Source organism: Nocardioides iriomotensis (assembly GCF_004168035.1).
GTDB classification, from domain to species: domain Bacteria; phylum Actinomycetota; class Actinomycetes; order Propionibacteriales; family Nocardioidaceae; genus Nocardioides_B; species Nocardioides_B iriomotensis.
Map to the genome: position 1 here is coordinate 34,426 of NZ_SDPU01000028.1, position 16,546 is coordinate 50,971.

16 protein-coding genes are annotated in these 16,546 nt (G+C 72.0%); 6 read left to right on the top strand and 10 right to left on the bottom strand.

What is annotated here, in order from left to right; translation table 11 throughout:
- Positions 1 to 65: 65 nt before the first annotated feature.
- From ETU37_RS15310 to ETU37_RS15325, 4 genes are read left to right on the top strand one after another with little or no spacing between them, the layout of a single operon-like run.
- Complete coding sequence (locus tag ETU37_RS15310; protein WP_129988221.1) at positions 66 to 752, top strand: hypothetical protein; 687 nt, start codon at positions 66 to 68, stop codon at positions 750 to 752.
- Entirely contained in the window at positions 752 to 1,435 is a 684-nt protein-coding gene (locus tag ETU37_RS15315; RefSeq protein WP_129988222.1) for a DUF2306 domain-containing protein, read from the top strand. Before ETU37_RS15310 ends, ETU37_RS15315 begins: the two co-directional genes overlap by 1 nt.
- Positions 1,432 to 1,665 (top strand): hypothetical protein, encoded by a 234-nt coding sequence (locus ETU37_RS15320; RefSeq protein WP_129988223.1) that lies wholly within the window; start codon positions 1,432 to 1,434, stop codon positions 1,663 to 1,665. Before ETU37_RS15315 ends, ETU37_RS15320 begins: the two co-directional genes overlap by 4 nt.
- A gap of 23 nt (positions 1,666 to 1,688) precedes the next feature.
- Positions 1,689 to 2,117, top strand: a complete 429-nt coding sequence (locus ETU37_RS15325) for a hypothetical protein (RefSeq protein WP_129988224.1) — start codon at positions 1,689 to 1,691, stop codon at positions 2,115 to 2,117.
- A 3-nt stretch (positions 2,118 to 2,120) separates the two neighbouring features.
- Here the strand turns inward: ETU37_RS15325 and ETU37_RS15330 are convergent, their stop codons facing one another.
- From ETU37_RS15330 to ETU37_RS15340, 3 genes are all read right to left on the bottom strand, one after another.
- Positions 2,121 to 2,651: a DUF2231 domain-containing protein gene (locus ETU37_RS15330; protein ID WP_129988225.1), complete on the bottom strand. Its 531-nt coding sequence runs from the start codon at positions 2,649 to 2,651 to the stop codon at positions 2,121 to 2,123.
- A gap of 199 nt (positions 2,652 to 2,850) precedes the next feature.
- Entirely contained in the window at positions 2,851 to 4,290 is a 1,440-nt protein-coding gene (locus tag ETU37_RS15335) for a sensor histidine kinase (RefSeq protein ID WP_240755760.1), read from the bottom strand.
- Positions 4,287 to 4,994, bottom strand: coding sequence for a response regulator transcription factor (locus tag ETU37_RS15340; protein WP_129988226.1), 708 nt, complete (start codon positions 4,992 to 4,994; stop codon positions 4,287 to 4,289). Before ETU37_RS15340 ends, ETU37_RS15335 begins: the two co-directional genes overlap by 4 nt.
- Positions 4,995 to 5,093: 99 nt before the next feature.
- On the opposite strand from ETU37_RS15340, the gene ETU37_RS15345 reads away from it, so the two are divergent.
- On the top strand, positions 5,094 to 5,723 hold the full coding sequence (locus ETU37_RS15345) for a DedA family protein (RefSeq protein ID WP_129988227.1): 630 nt from the start codon (positions 5,094 to 5,096) through the stop codon (positions 5,721 to 5,723).
- Positions 5,724 to 5,773: 50 nt separating this feature from the next.
- Here ETU37_RS15345 and ETU37_RS15350 read toward each other — a convergent pair whose 3' ends face one another.
- Positions 5,774 to 7,549 (bottom strand): ABC transporter substrate-binding protein, encoded by a 1,776-nt coding sequence (locus tag ETU37_RS15350; protein WP_129988228.1) that lies wholly within the window; start codon positions 7,547 to 7,549, stop codon positions 5,774 to 5,776.
- Between the two features lie 182 nt (positions 7,550 to 7,731).
- Complete coding sequence (locus ETU37_RS15355) at positions 7,732 to 8,226, bottom strand: DUF2510 domain-containing protein (RefSeq protein ID WP_165372544.1); 495 nt, start codon at positions 8,224 to 8,226, stop codon at positions 7,732 to 7,734.
- Positions 8,227 to 8,541: 315 nt separating this feature from the next.
- On the opposite strand from ETU37_RS15355, the gene ETU37_RS15360 reads away from it, so the two are divergent.
- Positions 8,542 to 9,804 carry a sulfatase family protein gene (locus ETU37_RS15360; RefSeq protein WP_165372545.1) on the top strand — a complete coding sequence of 421 codons (1,263 nt, stop codon included), beginning with the start codon at positions 8,542 to 8,544 and terminating at the stop codon, positions 9,802 to 9,804.
- 485 nt (positions 9,805 to 10,289) lie between these two features.
- Here the strand turns inward: ETU37_RS15360 and ETU37_RS15365 are convergent, their stop codons facing one another.
- The 5 genes from ETU37_RS15365 to ETU37_RS15385 all read right to left on the bottom strand — a co-directional run bounded on the left by ETU37_RS15365 (position 10,290) and on the right by ETU37_RS15385 (position 16,543).
- A complete protein-coding gene (locus ETU37_RS15365; RefSeq protein ID WP_165372546.1) occupies positions 10,290 to 11,123 on the bottom strand; it encodes a phosphotransferase in 834 nt (277 codons plus the stop codon).
- Between the two features lie 531 nt (positions 11,124 to 11,654).
- Entirely contained in the window at positions 11,655 to 12,827 is a 1,173-nt protein-coding gene (locus tag ETU37_RS15370) for a glycosyltransferase family protein (RefSeq protein WP_129988232.1), read from the bottom strand.
- The gene (locus ETU37_RS15375; protein ID WP_129988233.1) at positions 12,824 to 14,113 is read right to left on the bottom strand and encodes a phosphotransferase; all 1,290 of its coding nucleotides are present in this window, start codon (positions 14,111 to 14,113) and stop codon (positions 12,824 to 12,826) included. The genes ETU37_RS15370 and ETU37_RS15375 overlap by 4 nt, the downstream gene beginning before the upstream one ends.
- Entirely contained in the window at positions 14,110 to 15,438 is a 1,329-nt protein-coding gene (locus ETU37_RS15380; protein WP_129988234.1) for a glycosyltransferase family 4 protein, read from the bottom strand. The genes ETU37_RS15375 and ETU37_RS15380 overlap by 4 nt, the downstream gene beginning before the upstream one ends.
- Positions 15,431 to 16,543, bottom strand: coding sequence for a glycosyltransferase family 4 protein (locus tag ETU37_RS15385; RefSeq protein ID WP_129988235.1), 1,113 nt, complete (start codon positions 16,541 to 16,543; stop codon positions 15,431 to 15,433). Before ETU37_RS15385 ends, ETU37_RS15380 begins: the two co-directional genes overlap by 8 nt.
- Positions 16,544 to 16,546 lie beyond the last annotated feature (3 nt).

Below are 16,546 nucleotides of genomic sequence, written 5' to 3' on the forward strand. Positions count from 1 at the left end.
GCGACCTACGTTCCCGTCATACCCGCGGCGCCCGCCACGGACCGACCGGAACCGAGGAGACGGCCATGACCATCACCACCACCTTCCTGACCCGGGCCGCCGGCGTCGCGGCCGCCACCGCCGGACTGCTCTTCGTGGGCGTGCAGATCGGCCACCCGCACCTGGACGTCGACAGCATCACCACCACCGAGGTCGTGGTCCGCAACAGCCTGAAGGTCGTGATGGCGACCCTCGCCCTGGTCGGCATCACCGGCATGTACCTCAGCCAGGTCCGCCGGAACGGCGTCCTGGGCCTGGTCGGCTACGTCGTGCTGGCGGCCGGCTACCTCAGCATCATGGCCACGACGGTCATCGCCGCCACGGTCCTGCCGGCCATCGCCGCCACCGACCCGTCGTACGTCGCCGACGTCCTCACCGTCTCCACCGGCGGGCAGGCCGCGGGCGACATCGGCGCGCTCGCGACCATGCACCAGCTCCAGGGCTTCGCCTACCTGCTCGGCGGCCTGCTGTTCGGCATCGCGCTGTTCCGGGCCCACGTCCTGACCCGCTGGGCGACCGTGCTGCTCGCGGTCGGTGGCGTGGTCAGCATCGCCCTCTCGGTCATGCCGGACGCGTTCTACCGGCTGCTCGCCTACCCGAACGGCATCGCCATGGTCGCGCTGGGCATCTCGCTCTTCCGTACCGCGGGCCGCGAGCTCGACTCCGCCGCTCCCGACGCCGCCGCTGCCGTCACGACCCCTGCGAGCGCGTGATGACCACCGGGTCGCGGCGCGGGTGGCTGGTCCCTCCGGCGCTGATCGCGCTGTCGGTGATCCCGCTGGTCTCCGGGGCGTTGCGGCTCGTCGAGGTCGCGGGTGGGCCGGCGCTGATGCCGGACAACCCGCGGGTGGACGCCTCGCCCGTCCCGGTCGTGGTGCACGTGCTGGCCGCCGCGGTCTACGCGTTGGTGGGGGCGTTCCAGTTCCCGGCCCGGCTGCGGCGGAACCACCGCACCTGGCACCGGCGCGCCGGCCGGGTCCTGGTCGTGGCCGGTCTGCTCGTCGCCGGCTCGGGGCTCTGGATGACCCTCTTCTACGCCGGCGCCCCCGGCGGCTGGCTGCTCTGGGCGGTGCGGCTGGTCGTGTCGTCGGCGATGGGCACCGCTCTCGTGCTCGGGTTCACCGCCATCCGCCGGCGCGACCTGCCCTCCCACCGCGCGTGGATGATCCGCGCGTACGCGCTCGGGCTGGGCGCCGGCACCCAGGTGCTCACCCAGGGCCTCGGCCAGGCGGCGTTCGGGACCGGCGAGCTGAGCACCGCCCTGTCGGTCTCCGCCGGCTGGGTCGTCAACGCCGCCGTCGCCGAGGTCGTCATCCGTCGCAGCCCCCGCCGGTCCGGCCCGTCGCGGCACCCGGGCACCTCGGCCCGCATCCTGGCCCGCACTGCGGAGCGATGACGATGCCCGGCGAGCGCTACGAAGTCCGTGTCGCCGGCCACCTCGACCCGTGCTGGTCGGCCTGGCTGGGCGACGCCGCCGTCGGCCACGACGCCGACGGGACGACCACCCTGCGCGTCACCGTGGCCGACCAGGCCGGGCTGCACGGCCTCCTCGGCCGGCTCCGCGACCTCGGCGTGCCGCTGCTGGCCCTGCAGGCCCTCGACCTCCCGCCGCGCGACGACCCCTGATCCGACGTACGAAAGGAAGCGCCATGTCCACCACCTCTCTCGCCGACACCGGCCGGCGACCCGCCACTCCCGGCCTGTCCCGGACCCGCCTGCACGTGCTGCGTGCGGGCTACCTGTTCGTCGGTGTCGGCCTGGCCGTCGTCAGGTGGCCGCTGCTGCCAGGTGTCGCGGAGCTGCCGCTCTACGAGGGAGTGGTGCTCTGCATGCTCACCGCGATGTCGCTGCTGGCGCTGCTCGGGCTGCGGCACCCGGTCGCCCTGCTGCCCGTGCTGCTGTTCGAGTCGCTGTGGAAGCTGCTGTGGCTCGGCCTCGTCGCGCTCCCCCGCGCGCTGTCCGGGCGGCTCGACGCGGCCACCACCGAGATGCTCGTCAACTGCTCGCTGGTCGTCGTCGTGCTCGCCGTCATCCCCTGGGGGTACGTCGCGCGCACGTACCTGCGCGCGCAGCGGTAGGCGTCAGTCGCCGTCCCCTGCGGCGTCGGCAGCCCCGCTCGTGCCGCCCGACGTGACCTGGTCACCCCACGCGGCACGCGCGCCGCTGTCGCCGACCCGGTAGACCTGCACGCTCGCCGCCGCGGCGGACAGGACGGCCAGGACGGTGACCACGCGCAGCGCCGCGCTCGCACCTCCCCAGGTGACCCCGCCCTCCGACCGGGAGGGACTGGTCGCGGCTCCACGCCGGTCCAGCCACACCAGCCCGGCGGCCAGCACCAGCAGCGGCAGGGCGAACCAGAGCAGCTGGTCGCCGAGCTCCGCGTGCAGGCCGGGGTCGCCCACGCGCTCCTCGAGCGCCTCGCCGCTCGACGTCGCGATCGGGATGAACACGACCGCGAGCGCCGCGCACGCCACGACCAGGACCCCGTAGCGGGCCCGCCAGGCCGGCTGCACCGCGATCGCGAGGGTGCCCAGGGCGGCGAGCGGCAGCAGGACGACGACGGCGTGCACGACCAGGGGGTGGAGGGGGAGGCCGTTGACGAGGTCGAACATGCGGGACTCCTGTTCTCAGGTGAACCGGGGGTGCACCCCGCCTGACCGGTCTCGGGGGGACTCACACGGAGCAGGCGGGGTGCGGACCTCGGTCGGCCTCGTCGGCAGGGGCCGGGTCGGCCGAGATCGGGGCGTGACCGGGATCTGTCATGCACGGCAGGCTAGGAAGCCGTTCATGAAGGGAAGATGAAGCCGCAGGTCAGGGCACCCGCGGCAGCACGACGGAGACGGTCATCGCGCTGCTGTGGTCGCACGGCCCGTCGAGCGCCGGCACCGCCGGGTGGTGCACGCCCGCGTGGCACAGCCGCAGCTCGCCACCGGCGCCGCGCACGATGTCGTCGACGAGGGCGAGCCCGAGTCCGCTGCCCGGTCGGCTGCGCGCGTCCGCGGCGCGCGCGAACCTCCCGGTCGCGTTGCCCAGCAGCTCGGCGGGCATCCCCGCACCGGCGTCGGCGACCTCGAGCACCACCCAGTCGTCGGTCGCGCGCACCCGCACGCGCACGGGTGGTTTGCCGTGCACGCGGGCGTTGTCGAGCAGGTTGCCGAGGAGACGTTCGGCATCCATCCCCGTCAGGGGTACGACGACCGGTCCCGGCGCGGCCTCGACCAGCACGTCGCCGAGGGCGTCGACACCCGCGAGCAGGCGGTGCTCCACGCCGTGCCGGGCCGTCGCTGCGAGGTCCGTCGTGGCCGCGGCCCCGGCGGGGCGGGCCTGCTCGTGCGAGGACAGCGTGAGCAGGTGCTCGGCGAGCGCGGCCAGCCGGGTGACGTCGACCTCGAGCTCGGCCAGCACCGCCTCGTGCTCCTCGACGGAGCGGCTGCGGCGACGGGCGAGCTGGATGCGTGAGGTGAGCAGCGTCAGCGGCGTGCGCAGCTCGTGGCTGGCGTCGTTGACGAACCGGCGCTCGCGCTCGAGGGCGTTCTCGAGCGTGTCGAGCATCCGGTTCAGGGTGTGCCCGAGCCGGGTGACCTCGTCGTCGCGGTCCTCCGGCACCTCGAGCCGGAGCCCGGAGCGGCCGGCCGCGATGTCGCTGGCCCGGCGGCGGTAGCGCTCCACCGGCGCCAGCGCGGCGTGGGCGAGACGCTCCCCCACCACACCGGCGACGACGAGCGCACCGAACCCGGCGACCAGCAGCTGGAGCAACAGCTCGCGCAGCGCCTCGTCGCGGTGGTCCCGGCGGATCGCGACGACCAGCGCCGTGTCGTCGGGCTGCAGGGTGGTGACCCGCGCCCGGAACGGCGCCTTCGCCGCCGGCAGGAAGCGGCCGGTGTCCACGGTGACGCTGCCGTCACCGGCCGCGGCCAGGTCGCCGGGCGTCACGAGGGGGACCGCCGGTGCGTTCACGCCGCTGGCCACGACCGAGCCGTCGGGTCTGAGCACCTGCCAGGCGACGCCGGTGGCGTCCGCGGCCTGGCGGTCGTCCACCGAACCGTCCGCCGCGACCAGCGGGCGCAGCGTCCCGGTCGCGGTGGCGAGCTCACTGTCGAGGTCCCGGTCCAGGGCGTACTCGACCCGCCAGTAGACGAACGCGCCGGCGGCCGTCAGCAGCACGGCCATGGCCGCGGCGAACCCGGCGACCAGACGCACCCGCAGCGGCAGCCGTGCGGCCCAGCGCCGTGACTCCCGCGGTGGCCTCACGCGGCCCCGTCCGCCGGGTCGACGCGGTAGCCGGCGCCGCGCAGCGTGGTGATCGTCGAGGTCCCGAACGGCCGGTCGATCTTGGCGCGGATCGCGGCCAGGTGCACGTCGATGACGTTGCTGCGCAGGTCGGTCTCCCCGTCCCACACCTCGTCGAGGATCGTGAACCTGCTGACCACGCGGCCCGCCCGCGAGACCAGCAGGTAGAGGATGTCGAACTCGCGCGCGGACAGCTCGACCTCCACGTCACCGCGGCGCACGCGGCGGGCGACCGGGTCGACCACCAGGTCACCGGCCGGGTCGGGCACCGTGACGACGTCGACCTCGCCGCTGTCGTACGCCGTACGGCGGCGGAGCGCGCGGAGCCTGGCCAGCAGCTCGTCGAGGTCGAACGGCTTGGCGAGGTAGTCGTCGGCACCCGCGTCGAGCCCGGTGATCCGGTCGGTGACCTGGCCGCGGGCGGTGAGCATCAGGATGGGCGTGCGCACTCCGGCGTCGCGCAGCCGCCGGGCGACGGTGACGCCGTCCTGGCCAGGCAGCATCCAGTCGAGGAGGAGCACGTCGTACGGGAGCCCGCCGGGCAGCGCGCGGCCGTACGCCGACGTCCCGTCGTGCACGGTCTCGACGTGCCAGCCGGCCTCGTCGAGGCTCTGCTCGAGGAGCGCCGCCAGGCGGACGTCGTCCTCGGCCACCAGGACCCGCACCGCACACTCCCTTCGCGTTCGTCGTCAACGTCTGTCTCCACTGTGCACTGCCAGGCACAGCTTCATCCTGGCTTCAGGTTTCCGGCATAGCGTCATGACATGACCCACCTCCTGGCGTCACTCGTCCACCAGTTCGGCCTGGTGACGCTGTTCGCCGCGGTCGCGCTGGAGGCGATGGGTCTCCCGGTCCCGGCCGAGACCGCGCTGGTGCTGCTCGCCGCCTACGCGTCCCACGCCCACCTCTGGAGCCCGTGGGCGGTCTTCGGCGTGACGGCGACCGCGGCGGTGCTCGGCGACAACGCCGGCTACCTGGTCGGACGGTACGGCGGGTGGCCGCTGCTGCGCCGGTACGGCCACCTGGTCCGCCTCGACGAGCGACGCCTAAAGACCGCGCGCTACGTCTTCGCGCGGCACGGTGGGCCGGTCGTCGCGGGCGGCCGGTTCGTGGCGGTGCTCCGCACGACCGCCGCGTTCCTCGCCGGCGTCAACCGGATGCCGTGGCCGCGGTTCCTGGCCTGGAACCTGATCGGCGGGCTCGCCTGGTCGGCCACCTGGACGGCGCTGGCGTTCACAGCCGGGCACCAGATCGGCGCCGGGCACAGCGCTCTGGGCTGGACGACACTGGCCTTCGCGAGCGCCGTCGCCGTCGGTTCGTTCGTGTGGCTGCGTCGGCGCTGGGCCCGTCTCACCGTCGCCGCCGAGGCGGCGTACCCGGGCCCGCTGCGCTGACGACAGCGCCGGTGAAGGCGGGTGGTGGTGCCGCCTTCACCGGGAGTCGGTCACTGGATGACGTACATGATCGAGAACGTCGGCATCCCGCGCACGTTGTCGTTGTACATGCCGCCGACCTTCGAGCCGTGGATGATGGCCGAGCCGGAGTAGCCGGTGTTGACGGCCGGGTAGTACTTCGTCTCCATCGTCTTGTCGAAGTCGCCCCAGGCCGAGGCAGCCTCTTCGGGGCCCAAGGTGTCCAAGATCCGGTCCTGCTCCTTGTCCATCTCCTTGACCTTGAAGTTGGCCGGGTTGGGCATCCCCTCAAGGCCGACCAGGCGGCCCGCCCACTGGGCCGGGAACCACGAGCCGCCCGTCGGCCAGTCCGAGCACCAGCCGGTCGAGCGGATGTTGATCGGGCTGTTGTAGTCCGTCCGGTCCGTGCGGATCGTCTCCACGCTCGACGCGATCGGAGTCGCCTTGAAGCCGGCCTCCTCGAGCCCCTTGACGATGGCGTCCTTCTGCGCGACCAGCTGCTCGTCGTCGCTGGCGAAGAGGAACTTGATCTCGTAGCCCTCGGCGCCGGCCTCCTTCAGCAGGGCCTTCGCCTTCTCCGGGTCGTAGGTCTGCCCGTCCTGCCCCGGCAGCGCCTCGTACTCCACCCGGCCGGCCGTGCCCGGCGGCAGGATCGCGGTGCCCGGGACGCGGGTGACACCGACGATCTCGCCGGCGGCCTTCCACGAGTCGACGTACGGGTAGGCCCAGCCGAGTGCCTGGCGCACCTTGAGGTCCTTGATCTTGGTCATGTCGAGGTACCACATGTTGGTGCAGGGCGTCGTCCCGACGACCAGGCGGTCCTTCTCGGCCTGCATCTGGCGGTACGAGGAGGCCGAGACGTTGTCGTAGGTCAGCGTCGTCTCCGCGGAGCCGTTGTCGTTGATGATGATGTTCTCGAGCTTCGCGGTGTCCTGGGCGAACCTGAAGTCCCAGCCGTCCACGGCCTGGATGCGGCCCGGGTCGGTGGCGGGGTCCCACTGGTCGTTCTTGACCAGGGTCAGGCTCGAGCCCGCCTTGTAGTCGGCGAACTTGTAGGGCCCGGTGGCCAGTGGGTGCTGGCCGTAGTTCTCCGGGTTGTCCTTCGCCTCCGGGATGGCGGTGAACTGCGGGAAGGACGCGTAGTAGTCCATGTCGGAGAACGGGCGACGCATCTTGATCGTGACGTCGTTGCCGCTCACGGTGACGCCCTTGTAGTCGTCACCGTCCTGGAACGGTCCCTTGTACTTGTCGCCGTCGAGGAAGAACGTCGTGTTGTACGTCGGCCCGTCCGGCAGCTCCTCGATCGCGAACGAGCGCTTGATGGCGTAGGCGATGTCGTCCGCGGTCACGTCGGTGCCGTCCTCGTACTTGAGGCCGTCACGGAGCGTGAACGTCCACTCCGTGTTGTCCTCGTTGGGCCGACCCAGGTCGGTGGCCATGTCCGGGATCAGCTGCATGTCGTTGGTCTTCTCGTTGTACGCGTACTGCGTGAGCGAACGGGTGACCAGGTCGGACATGATCGCGGTGGAGTCGGTGAAGTAGGCCTGCGTCGGGTCGAGCGTCGTCGGAGCGACCGCCGTCAGGACGGTGAGCGTGCCTCCTTGAGCGGCGTCGTCCGGTATCGGGACCGGTCCCTCGCGCTCGGGGTCCTTGAACGAACCGGCGCCGCCCCCCTCCTGGAACGTCTGATCCGCCGACGGCGTGTCACCGTCGTCCCCACCGCCGCCACACGCGGCGAGGGCGAGGACCGCGAAGACGGACGGGACCGTCATGGCTGCTCTGGTGCGGCGGCGCGCTGTCAGTGTCATGGACGCTCCTAGCCGTGGTCGAGAACGAGGTCGTGAGCCGAGAGCACCATGCGCGCTGATAACGAATCAAGGCTCAAACCCCTTGCCTGGAAGGCGAAATGAGCCGGATGCGGCTTGCGCGAAGTACGTGCCGGCACCGGCCGCTGGGGTGCGCGACCTGACCGAAGTGCCGAGGCTCAGGGTCAGACACCGGGCTCGGGCGGTGGGTAGGGCCTGGCGATCGACGGCGGGCGCAGGGCGGGGTGGCCGCTCCAGGTGTACTCGCCCTGCGGAACCGAACCACCGGATCTCCGGCAGGCGGTGAGCAACCGGTCGTGCTCGGCTGCGACGGCCGGCTTCGTGCGCTGGCTGGCCGAGGCGTCCTCGGTCAGCGCGGCCAGCTCCTGGCACGGCAACGGCACGGCCTGCACGGCAAGGAGTGACCCGACGGTCCCGGTCACGGCCAGCGCGGCCGCGACCAGGAGGAGCTGCGGCGACCGGGGCCTGGTCTCGGCGCTCGACGGTCGGCCCACGTCGAACCGCACCTCGGACGGGGACATCAGCTCCTCCGACACGGACGTCGTCCCGCCGGGCCACGGTGAGTGTCCCGACGCGTCGGCAGCGACCGGCTCGTCCCACGACCGGCCGTTCCAGAACCGCACGGCGCTCGGGTCCTCCGGGTCGGCGTACCAGCCCATGGGTGCCACCGGTGGCGGTGGCTGCGGCCGCGGGGACGCCGCGCCTGGACGGTCTGGACGGAGGGCGGTCGCCTCCTCGGAGCGAGCCGAGAGCGGCCTCGACCGAGGCACCTGGTCAGCGCCGGCCCCCCAGCTGGGTTCTGCCATCAAGCGTCCGTCGTCGTTGCCGCACCTCGCGCGGGTGTCGCCCCTCCCACTCTGCGCAACCGCCCGTCACGCCCGCCATGGCACGAACGGCGTGGCCCAGACGGGTCAAGGACACGCTGGTTTCGTCACGGTTCGTTCACCACCGGGCCGGCACCTAGGCTCGCCGACGTGGACTCACGCCCCAACGTGCTGTGGATCATCACCGACGACCAGCCCCGACGGTCGTTGAGGACGATGCCGCACACCATGCGACTGCTGGTCGAACCCGGTGTCCGCTTTCGCCACGGCTACACCGCGGTGCCGTGGTGCGGCCCGGCGCGCGCCTCGATGCTGACGTCGATGTACCCGCACAACCACGACTGCTTGACCAACGTGACGCTGCCGAAGTTCGTCGACCAGGGGCTCGACCAGGACACCGTGGCGACGCGGATGAAGGACGCGGGCTACCGGCTCGGTTACTTCGGCAAGTACATGAACGCGCACCGCTCGATGCCCGAGTACGTCGCCCCTGGCTGGGACCGGTGGGTCGTGCGGATCACCGCCAAGCAGCTGCCGTACAACATCGACGGTCGCGTGGTCGACGTCGCCGAAGACCAGCAGACGTCCGATGCCTACGCCGGCAGGCAGGCCACCGAGTTCCTGCGGACCAACACGCAGCGACCGTGGTTCGTCGTGTTCGCGCCGACCAGCCCGCACAGCCCCTACACCCCGTCACGCCGCCACCGGCACGACTTCGACGACGTGTCCTGGGACCCGCCGGCCCTCAACGAGAAGAACCTCGAGGACAAGCCGGCGTGGATGCGCGCGCTGGAGCCGCAGGACCGCGAACGGATGCGGCGCCACTGGGAGGGAAAGCTCGAGGAGCTGCGAGACCTCGACGACCAGATCCGGGAGCTGGTGCGCGCACTCCGCGCCACCGACCAGCTCGACAACACCGTGATCATGCTGGTCTCGGACAACGGGTACATGCTCGGCGAGCACCGGCTGTTCCGGAAGGAGCACCCCTACGAGGAGTCCGCCGGCATCCCGTTCGTCGTGCGCGGGCCGGGCTTCCAGCCAGGGCGGAGGGATGCCCTGGTGAGCCAGGTCGACCTCATGCCGACCACCCTCGAGCTGGCCGGCCTGGAGCCCGACGAGGGACGGGAGCTGGACGGCCGGTCGATGCTTCGTCCTCTCACTAGCGGCGACTGGTCGGGGTGGCGACGTCGGCTGCTCTGCGAGAACCCGCACCTCGACTGGGCGCTGCTCCGGGAAGGCCGGATGGCGTTCATCCGGCACTACGAGCGGGGCGGTCGGGAGCTCTACGACCTCGAAGACGATCCGCACCAGATGCGGTCCCTGCATCGGACGACGGACACCGAGCCGTACCTGACGAGCCTGAACGCGCTCCGAGGCGCGGCGGGGCTCGAGCTCCGCGCTCTCGAACGCTGACCCTGTGGAAGCTTCGCTCGCGAGGTCAGTCCTGGCCCGGCTACGGAGCACCTCGGCCGACCGGAGCGCCAGCGCGTCGAGCGCCGATCCCACCGGCGACAATGCAGTGCCACCTCGCCGGAATGTCGGCCGCAGACGGCCGGCCGCAACCATTCGGATCTCGAGAGGAACGCTGAACGTCGTCGGCGGGAACGCGTCGACCACCTCGTCGACCGCGTGCAAGCGGGCGCGCGTCGCGGGACGATTTCCTTCATCAGGATGGCGGGGGTCAGCCTGCCGTGCCTGACCAGTCGACCGCGCCACGACCCAGGTCACGCGCCCGCACCCGACCGAGGTTCTTCGTCACCACGCCACCACCGTCACTTCCGGCCAACCAGCTAGCCACGACCTGACCTCTTGGCCCGGGTTCATGCCTGCAGCCCACTGTTGCTGGGGTGCGTACTCGTGGAGGTACTCCGCCGGCGTGCGGTCGTTGCCGGCGTGCTTCACGGCCGCAGCAGTGACCTCATCTCCGCATGCCGTCCGAGGGCCGCCGCGAGGTCCGACTGCCAGCCGGGTGAGTGCCGGCGAAGGTGGCGGTAGCAGCGGTTGAGGAACTCGACGTCCGCACACGTCTCCAGCAGCGCCGCGTCGATCTCGGTCCCCGAAGCGCTGGAGTACGACGACAGCAGTTCCGACGCGACGCCCCGCGCGATACCGCGAGGGAGGTCCCGCAGTGCGAGCTCCGCCAGAAATTCGGCGAGGTCCACCTCAGGGGGGCCGTGCGTCATCGAGTCGAGGTCGACCAGCACGGGTCCCTGCTCGGACCACACGAGCTGAGCGAGGTGGAAGTCGCCGTGCAGCGTGCACAACCGTTCGGGACCGGCTTCGGCGCGTCGTCTCGTCGCCGCAGCCACCAGGTCGTTGACGGCCGGGCCGACCGCCGGGTGGGCACGGCTCAGCTTGGTCGCCTTGCTGTGAGCTTCCGCCAGCAGGCCGTCGACGTCGACCCGCCCCCTGACCGGTACGGCCGATGCGTGCAGTGCCGCCAGCATTGGCCCCACCGACACGGTGGCGTCGGGCAGCTGGGCGGGGTCGACGGCTTCCGTCACGGGGCGTCCGGGGACCCCGCGAGTCCACAGCACCTCTCGTACCGGATCGGCTGCCAGCGGTTCGGCGATCCGGAGCTCGGGCGGCAGGTTGGACCGGGACCACAGTGCCTGGTGCCGGGATGCGATCGGGGCTGTGCCGTCGGCGAGGTGCTTGGCGAAAACGGCCGGTGCACCATCACCGTCGACCTCGAGACGCAGCGTGGCGCTGGCCTCCGGCTGGTAGCGCACGACCGTCGTACGCATCTCCCCTGGCGATGACCCGAGAAGCTCGCGGACGGCGGGGGGAATGAGTCGGACGACCTGCTGGGGTGCCACCAGGGCCGGGAGTGTTGGGAGCCGCGGGTCCTCGGGGAACCGCCACACGACCAGGTCGAGCTCGTGAAGGTAGGTGCACCGACCAGCGCCGCGGGTCGCCCGGTCCTGCTGCCAGACCGCCCGGGCGGCGGTTCCGTCGGGGAAGCCCTTGACGTACAGCCTCACCGGTTCGGCGCCGTCCGCGATGACGAGGTACGTCGCCCAGCCGCGACACCGCTGCGACGCCGGCCGGAACGGATGCGTGAGCCGCCCATCGAGCAGCTCGACCGCGGCCACGTCTCCCGGGAGTCCGAGCGTTCCGCTGTGACGCGCCAGGACGTCGGTCAGCCACGTGACGTCAGTCAGGTTCGGGAGCCACACGAGCGGCGCCCCTCATTCTCTCGGGTCCGACCACCGCGCCGAACCTGCAAGCCGGCGTGGTGTGGCGCGCCTCCGCCCTTCCAGTCACGGTGCGGGCTCCACGTCCCGCGCCAGGCACAGGCTCTTCAGCAGCTCCGGGGTCCGCGATCGCCCGTCCAGGTCGAGCGGGAGCGCGAGGGGTGTCCAGTTCACGGCGTCGCGTACGGCGGCCGTGAAGGTCCGAGCCGAGAGGATGCTCGGGTCGAGGACGCGCACCGCGCCGAGCCTCTCGAGCTTGACGGCCCGGGCGGGCTGCTCGTCCTCGCGTCCCTCGCCGTAGGGCACGACGACGGCCGGCGTCGTGCAGCCGAGGATGTCCATGACCGTGTTGTATCCCGCTTGGCTCACGGAGACGGCCGAGACGGCCATCTCGGCTCCGAGGTCCGGGAGGTAACGCATCACCTCGAGCCCCCTCGCCGTCGATGCACGTCGACTGAGCTCGGTCACGACCGGGTCGGGGAGGAACGGTCCCGTGACGACTACCGTGCGTAGCCCATGCTCGTCGAGCAGGTGTGGGGCCGCTTCCGCGGCCGCCCGGAACAGGGGCGCGCCGACCCTCCCTCCGCCGGCCGACACGAGCACCCGCCGCTGCGGCTCGATCGCGCGGTCGTGCGACCTGGGCGCACGGACGAAGCCGGTGTAGTGAACGGGCACGCGCAGCGGGATGGTCGGACGGAACGTCTCCTCCAGGGTCGCGAACCGGGCGTCCGCATGGACCAGCACCGCGTCGAAGTACTCGTTCGCGAGCTGGCTCGCCCGGTCGTCGTGGCCCAGCTGGTTGCGGCGGCTGTGGACCAGGATGTCGCGCAGGCTGCACGCGACGAAGGGTCTCCTGCCCGGGGAGTGCGCAGCCTCCAGGAGCGGAATCAGCTCGGTCTCGAACTTCCTGCGCCCGAACGGGAAGAGCTCGATGAGCAGCACGTCGGGGGCCGTCCTGCGGAAGGATTCCTGGATCATCGCCACGCGCAGCCGGAGGGCCTCCTCGACGCCGTACCGCTCGTCCCGGCTCACCAGCGCGTAGTCCGCGTCGAGTCCCAGCGGCGGCAGGTGCACGACGTCGATGGCTTCAGGCTCGGCGAGCTCTGCGGGCCAGGGTCCCCCGTTGAGCAGCGTGACGTCGAAGTCGTGTGCCAGGCCCTCGGCCAGGTTCATCGCTCGCACCAGGTGGCCGAGACCCGTCGTCTGCTGGCAGTGGAAGAGCACGCGTGGTCGCGTCATGTGTCGCCCACCTTTCGTTGCTTCACCCAGCGCAGCGCCGTCACCAGGACCCGCTCCAGGTCGGCGATCGCGGCGGCGTCGACGCGGTTGATCGCCCGGACCGCCCGCTCGGCGAGGAGGGCCGCGGCCGCGTACCAGAGCAGGTCGGCCCGCGACAGCCTGCGGTCGTAGGCGCCCAGCAGAGACGCCGCGGCGGCCCGGGCGGTGTCGGGGTCGAAGACGTCGTGGGGCCGTGGACACCAGAACCGTGCCAGCATCCCGCCGAGGTCGGCGGCCGCGGGGCCGGCGCCCGCCTCGTCGAGGTCGATCAGGCTGACGGCGTCGTCGAGCACCAGCACGTTCTTGGCGTGCACGTCGCCGTGCAGCAGGACGTCGGGACCGCGCGCCGGCGCGGTCCTCAACAGCTCGTCCCTGAGCTGTCGGGCGACCGATGCCAGGTCCGGGCGAGCGGCACGGACCAGGTCGGCCGCCGGCACCAGCTCGTCGGGGTCGAACCGCGTGAACCGCGGGAGACCGCCGGCGGGTTGGGCGTGCAGCACCGCCAGGGCGGCGCCGAGTGTGGCCATCGCACCCGGGTAGGCGGCCCAGGGCACTTGGTTGAGCGGACGGCCGGGGGCGGCCGAGAACAGCGCCATGTGCTGCGCGGGCAGGTAGCCGATCCCCTCGGGAAGTCGAAGGACCCCGTGCTGGTCGATCCCGCACCCAGCGGCGCGCAGGAGGGCGACACTTCGGCGGCCTGCGTGCCCCGGCTGCACCTTCGCGTAGCCGACCGTCGCGCCGCACGGGTCCGCGCACCGGACGGTGGCTGCCCTCTCCGGCTTGTACGCCTTCAGCTCGCTCTGCGTCCACACCTTGCCGAAGACGCCCCGCAGCTCGGGCGGCGGACCGGTCAACCGGTCCAGGCCGACCAGCTTGCGGTCCTGCGGGAAGACCCAGAAGACCGTGCTCGTCACCTGGTCGAGCAGCACCGACCCTGGTCCGGCGCCCTGACCGATCGCGACCTCACGGGCACGCAGGAACTCGCCCGCCGCCCTGGGCTCCGGGAACATCCGCGAGCTGACCAGGTCCGTGCCCGCTCCACGGTGCAGCCGGAAGGTGGCCCGAAGGCTCTCGCCCATGCGGTACTTCACGCGCAGCAACGAGCAGCCACCGGTGCGTGGCGCCGCCGCCTGGTCGAGTAGGTCGTCGAGCCGGGCGCTGACGACGTCGGCGTCGAGCAGGTCGTCACGGTGCGGCAGCACCGGGTCCGGCGGCAGGACGGCCGTCGCCTCTGCGGAACTGCTCATGAGGTACCTCCTGACGCGATGCCGGTCAGCAACGAGGCCATCCGTTCGGCGGCCGTCGCGGCGTCGAAGCGTTCCGAGACCGTGGCGCGTCCTCGCTCCGCGAGGTGCCGTGCCAGCGCGTGGTCCTTGACCAGTCGGTGCAGCGCATCGGCGAGGTCGACGGGACGGTCGGGTGCGACGAGCATTCCGTTCTCGCCGTCGCGTACCAGCTCCGTGATGCCCGGGAGGCCCGTGGAGACGACGGGTACGCCGCAGGCCATCGCCTCCACCAGCACGTTCGGGATGCCGTCGCGGTCTCCGTCCTCCAGCACCCGGCACGGCAGCGCGAACACGCTGGCCCGCTGGTACTGGGCGAACAGTCTGGTCTGGGTCATCGGCCCCAGCAGGGTCATGCGCTCACCCAGGCCGGTTGCGGCGACGCGGGCGCGCACCTGCTCCTCGTGGTCACCGGGCGCACCGACGATGACGGCCTCGAAGTCCACGTCGCGATCCCGCAGCACCGCGCAGGCGTCCACGAAGGTGTCCAGGCCCTTCTTCCGCACCAGACGCGCGACAGCGAGCAGCCGCACGCGCGCAGGCTCGACCCGCGGCCACGCCGCCGCGACCAGAGGCTCGAAGTCGGCGTTCAGGCCGTGGAAGACGACGTGCACAGGCGTCGCCGACCCGTACGACTCGAGGTGTTGCCGGTTCGTGTCGGTGCACGTGACGACGAACGAGGCGGCGTCCATCTTGCGCCGCAACAGGCCGGCGGGGTTGAGCTCCGGGGTCCAGATGTCCTTCGCGTGCCCGGTGAAGGAGAACGGGAGCCCGGTGATCGTGCCAGCCAGCCAGGTGACGGTGGTCGATCCGTGCGCGAAGTGGGCGTGCAGGTGGCGCACGTCGCCGGCGTCGTCGATCCGGTCGGCCAGGTCCACGGCGAGGAGGAGCTCCTTGACGTAGAGCTTGCGCGGCGGGGCGAGGAAGCCGCGCCTGGCTCGGACCGCCTGGGCGAACGCCTGCGTCGCAGCGCGTGTCAGGCCCGCTGGATGGCGACGCGCCGTGCGCAGCAGGGGGGTCTTGAAGTGCCCCAGGTTCTCGCCGAGCCAGCGGCGCAGGGTGGTGGCCGACAGGGACGTCGTCTGCCTCAGGTAGTCGGGCTCAACGCGCAGGCGTCGTACGACGTCGTGCTGCATCTCCTCGTCCGCCGCCCTCATCACGTACAGGCGCAACGGCACCCCGAGACGCTCCAGCCGGTACATCTCGCTGGTGATGAACACCTCGGACAGCCGGGGATACCCCTTCAGCACGTACGCCACTCGCCCCGTGGCCCCTGCGTGGTCACGCATAGGCGGTCTCCCGCGCCCCAGCGTGCAGGACCGCCAGCCGCTCGACGAACCGACGGGTGCACGTCGCAAGGTCGAAGTGCTCCTGCACAAACTGTCGCCCTGCGGACCCGAGCTCGGCGCGAAGCCGAGGATCTCTCAGCGTGGTCAGCCCCTCGGCGAGCGCACCGACGTCAGCCGGAGGCACCACGAGGCCGCTGCCGGCGGCGTGCACGGTGGCACCGAGGACGGAGACGTCGGAGGCGACCAGCGGCCGGCTGCACGCCATCGCCTCGAGCGTGACGTTCGGCAACCCGTCGCGGTCCCCGCCGCGGTCCACCACCGAAGGCACGGCGACCAAGTCGCACCAGGCGTACTCGTCGGGCAGCTGCTCGTGGGACCGGCGCCCGGCCAGCTCCACCGTCTCCCTGAGCCCCTGATGGACGATCGACTCCTCGAGGGCCGTCTGCTCGACGCCGGTGCCGACGATCCGCAGCCGTACGGGGAACTGCAGCCGGGCGACGGCGTCGAGCAACGTCGAGAACCCCTTCTTCTCGACCAGCCGACCGACGGCCAGCACCCGGAGCCGCGTATCGCCGCCCGGGTGGTGGCGCGGCGCGAAACGTGCGAGGTCCACACCGTGCGGGAGCAGGGACACTCGCGCACCAGGAACGTCGACGTACCGCGCCACGTCGGCGTTGCACGCCACCACGCCGGCGGCTTGCCGAGCGCGACGGGACAGCAACGGCGGGGGAACCTTGCGGGCGTCCAGCGCGTGCACGCTGAAGCTGTAGCCCACCCCGAGGTCACCGGCCGCGCGGGCCGCGACCTCGGTCGGAAGGTGGGCAAAGTAGCCGTGGACGCCGTCGACGTCGGCGTCCCGCAGGTCCTCGACCAGCGAGGTCGCCTGGTGGGCGACGTCCGCCGCAGGCAGCATCCGGAGCAGCGGGAGCACCTCTTCGACGCCCGGCTGTGGAGTCTGCCCGTCGCCCGGCTTGGTGGCGTAGACGCGAGCCAGCATGCCTTCCCGGGCGAGGGCGACCAGTTCCCCCACGGCGAAGGTCTCCGACGTCCGCGGGAAGCCGCTCATCACGACCGCGATGCGCGCCCTCACGCGTCGCCCGCCCACCGC

Excerpts from the sequence above, each read along its gene's own strand:
- ETU37_RS15375 (WP_129988233.1), bottom strand. The coding sequence starts at position 14,113 with ATGAGCAGTTCCGCAGAGGCGACGGCCGTCCTGCCGCCGGACCCGGTG.
- ETU37_RS15320 (WP_129988223.1), top strand. The coding sequence starts at position 1,432 with ATGACGATGCCCGGCGAGCGCTACGAAGTCCGTGTCGCCGGCCACCTC.
- ETU37_RS15310 (WP_129988221.1), top strand. The coding sequence starts at position 66 with ATGACCATCACCACCACCTTCCTGACCCGGGCCGCCGGCGTCGCGGCC.
- ETU37_RS15350 (WP_129988228.1), bottom strand. The coding sequence starts at position 7,549 with ATGACACTGACAGCGCGCCGCCGCACCAGAGCAGCCATGACGGTCCCG.
- ETU37_RS15325 (WP_129988224.1), top strand. The coding sequence starts at position 1,689 with ATGTCCACCACCTCTCTCGCCGACACCGGCCGGCGACCCGCCACTCCC.
- ETU37_RS15355 (WP_165372544.1), bottom strand. The coding sequence starts at position 8,226 with ATGGGCTGGTACGCCGACCCGGAGGACCCGAGCGCCGTGCGGTTCTGG.
- ETU37_RS15315 (WP_129988222.1), top strand. The coding sequence starts at position 752 with ATGACCACCGGGTCGCGGCGCGGGTGGCTGGTCCCTCCGGCGCTGATC.
- ETU37_RS15370 (WP_129988232.1), bottom strand. The coding sequence starts at position 12,827 with ATGACGCGACCACGCGTGCTCTTCCACTGCCAGCAGACGACGGGTCTC.
- ETU37_RS15330 (WP_129988225.1), bottom strand. The coding sequence starts at position 2,651 with ATGTTCGACCTCGTCAACGGCCTCCCCCTCCACCCCCTGGTCGTGCAC.
- ETU37_RS15380 (WP_129988234.1), bottom strand. The coding sequence starts at position 15,438 with ATGCGTGACCACGCAGGGGCCACGGGGCGAGTGGCGTACGTGCTGAAG.
- ETU37_RS15345 (WP_129988227.1), top strand. The coding sequence starts at position 5,094 with ATGACCCACCTCCTGGCGTCACTCGTCCACCAGTTCGGCCTGGTGACG.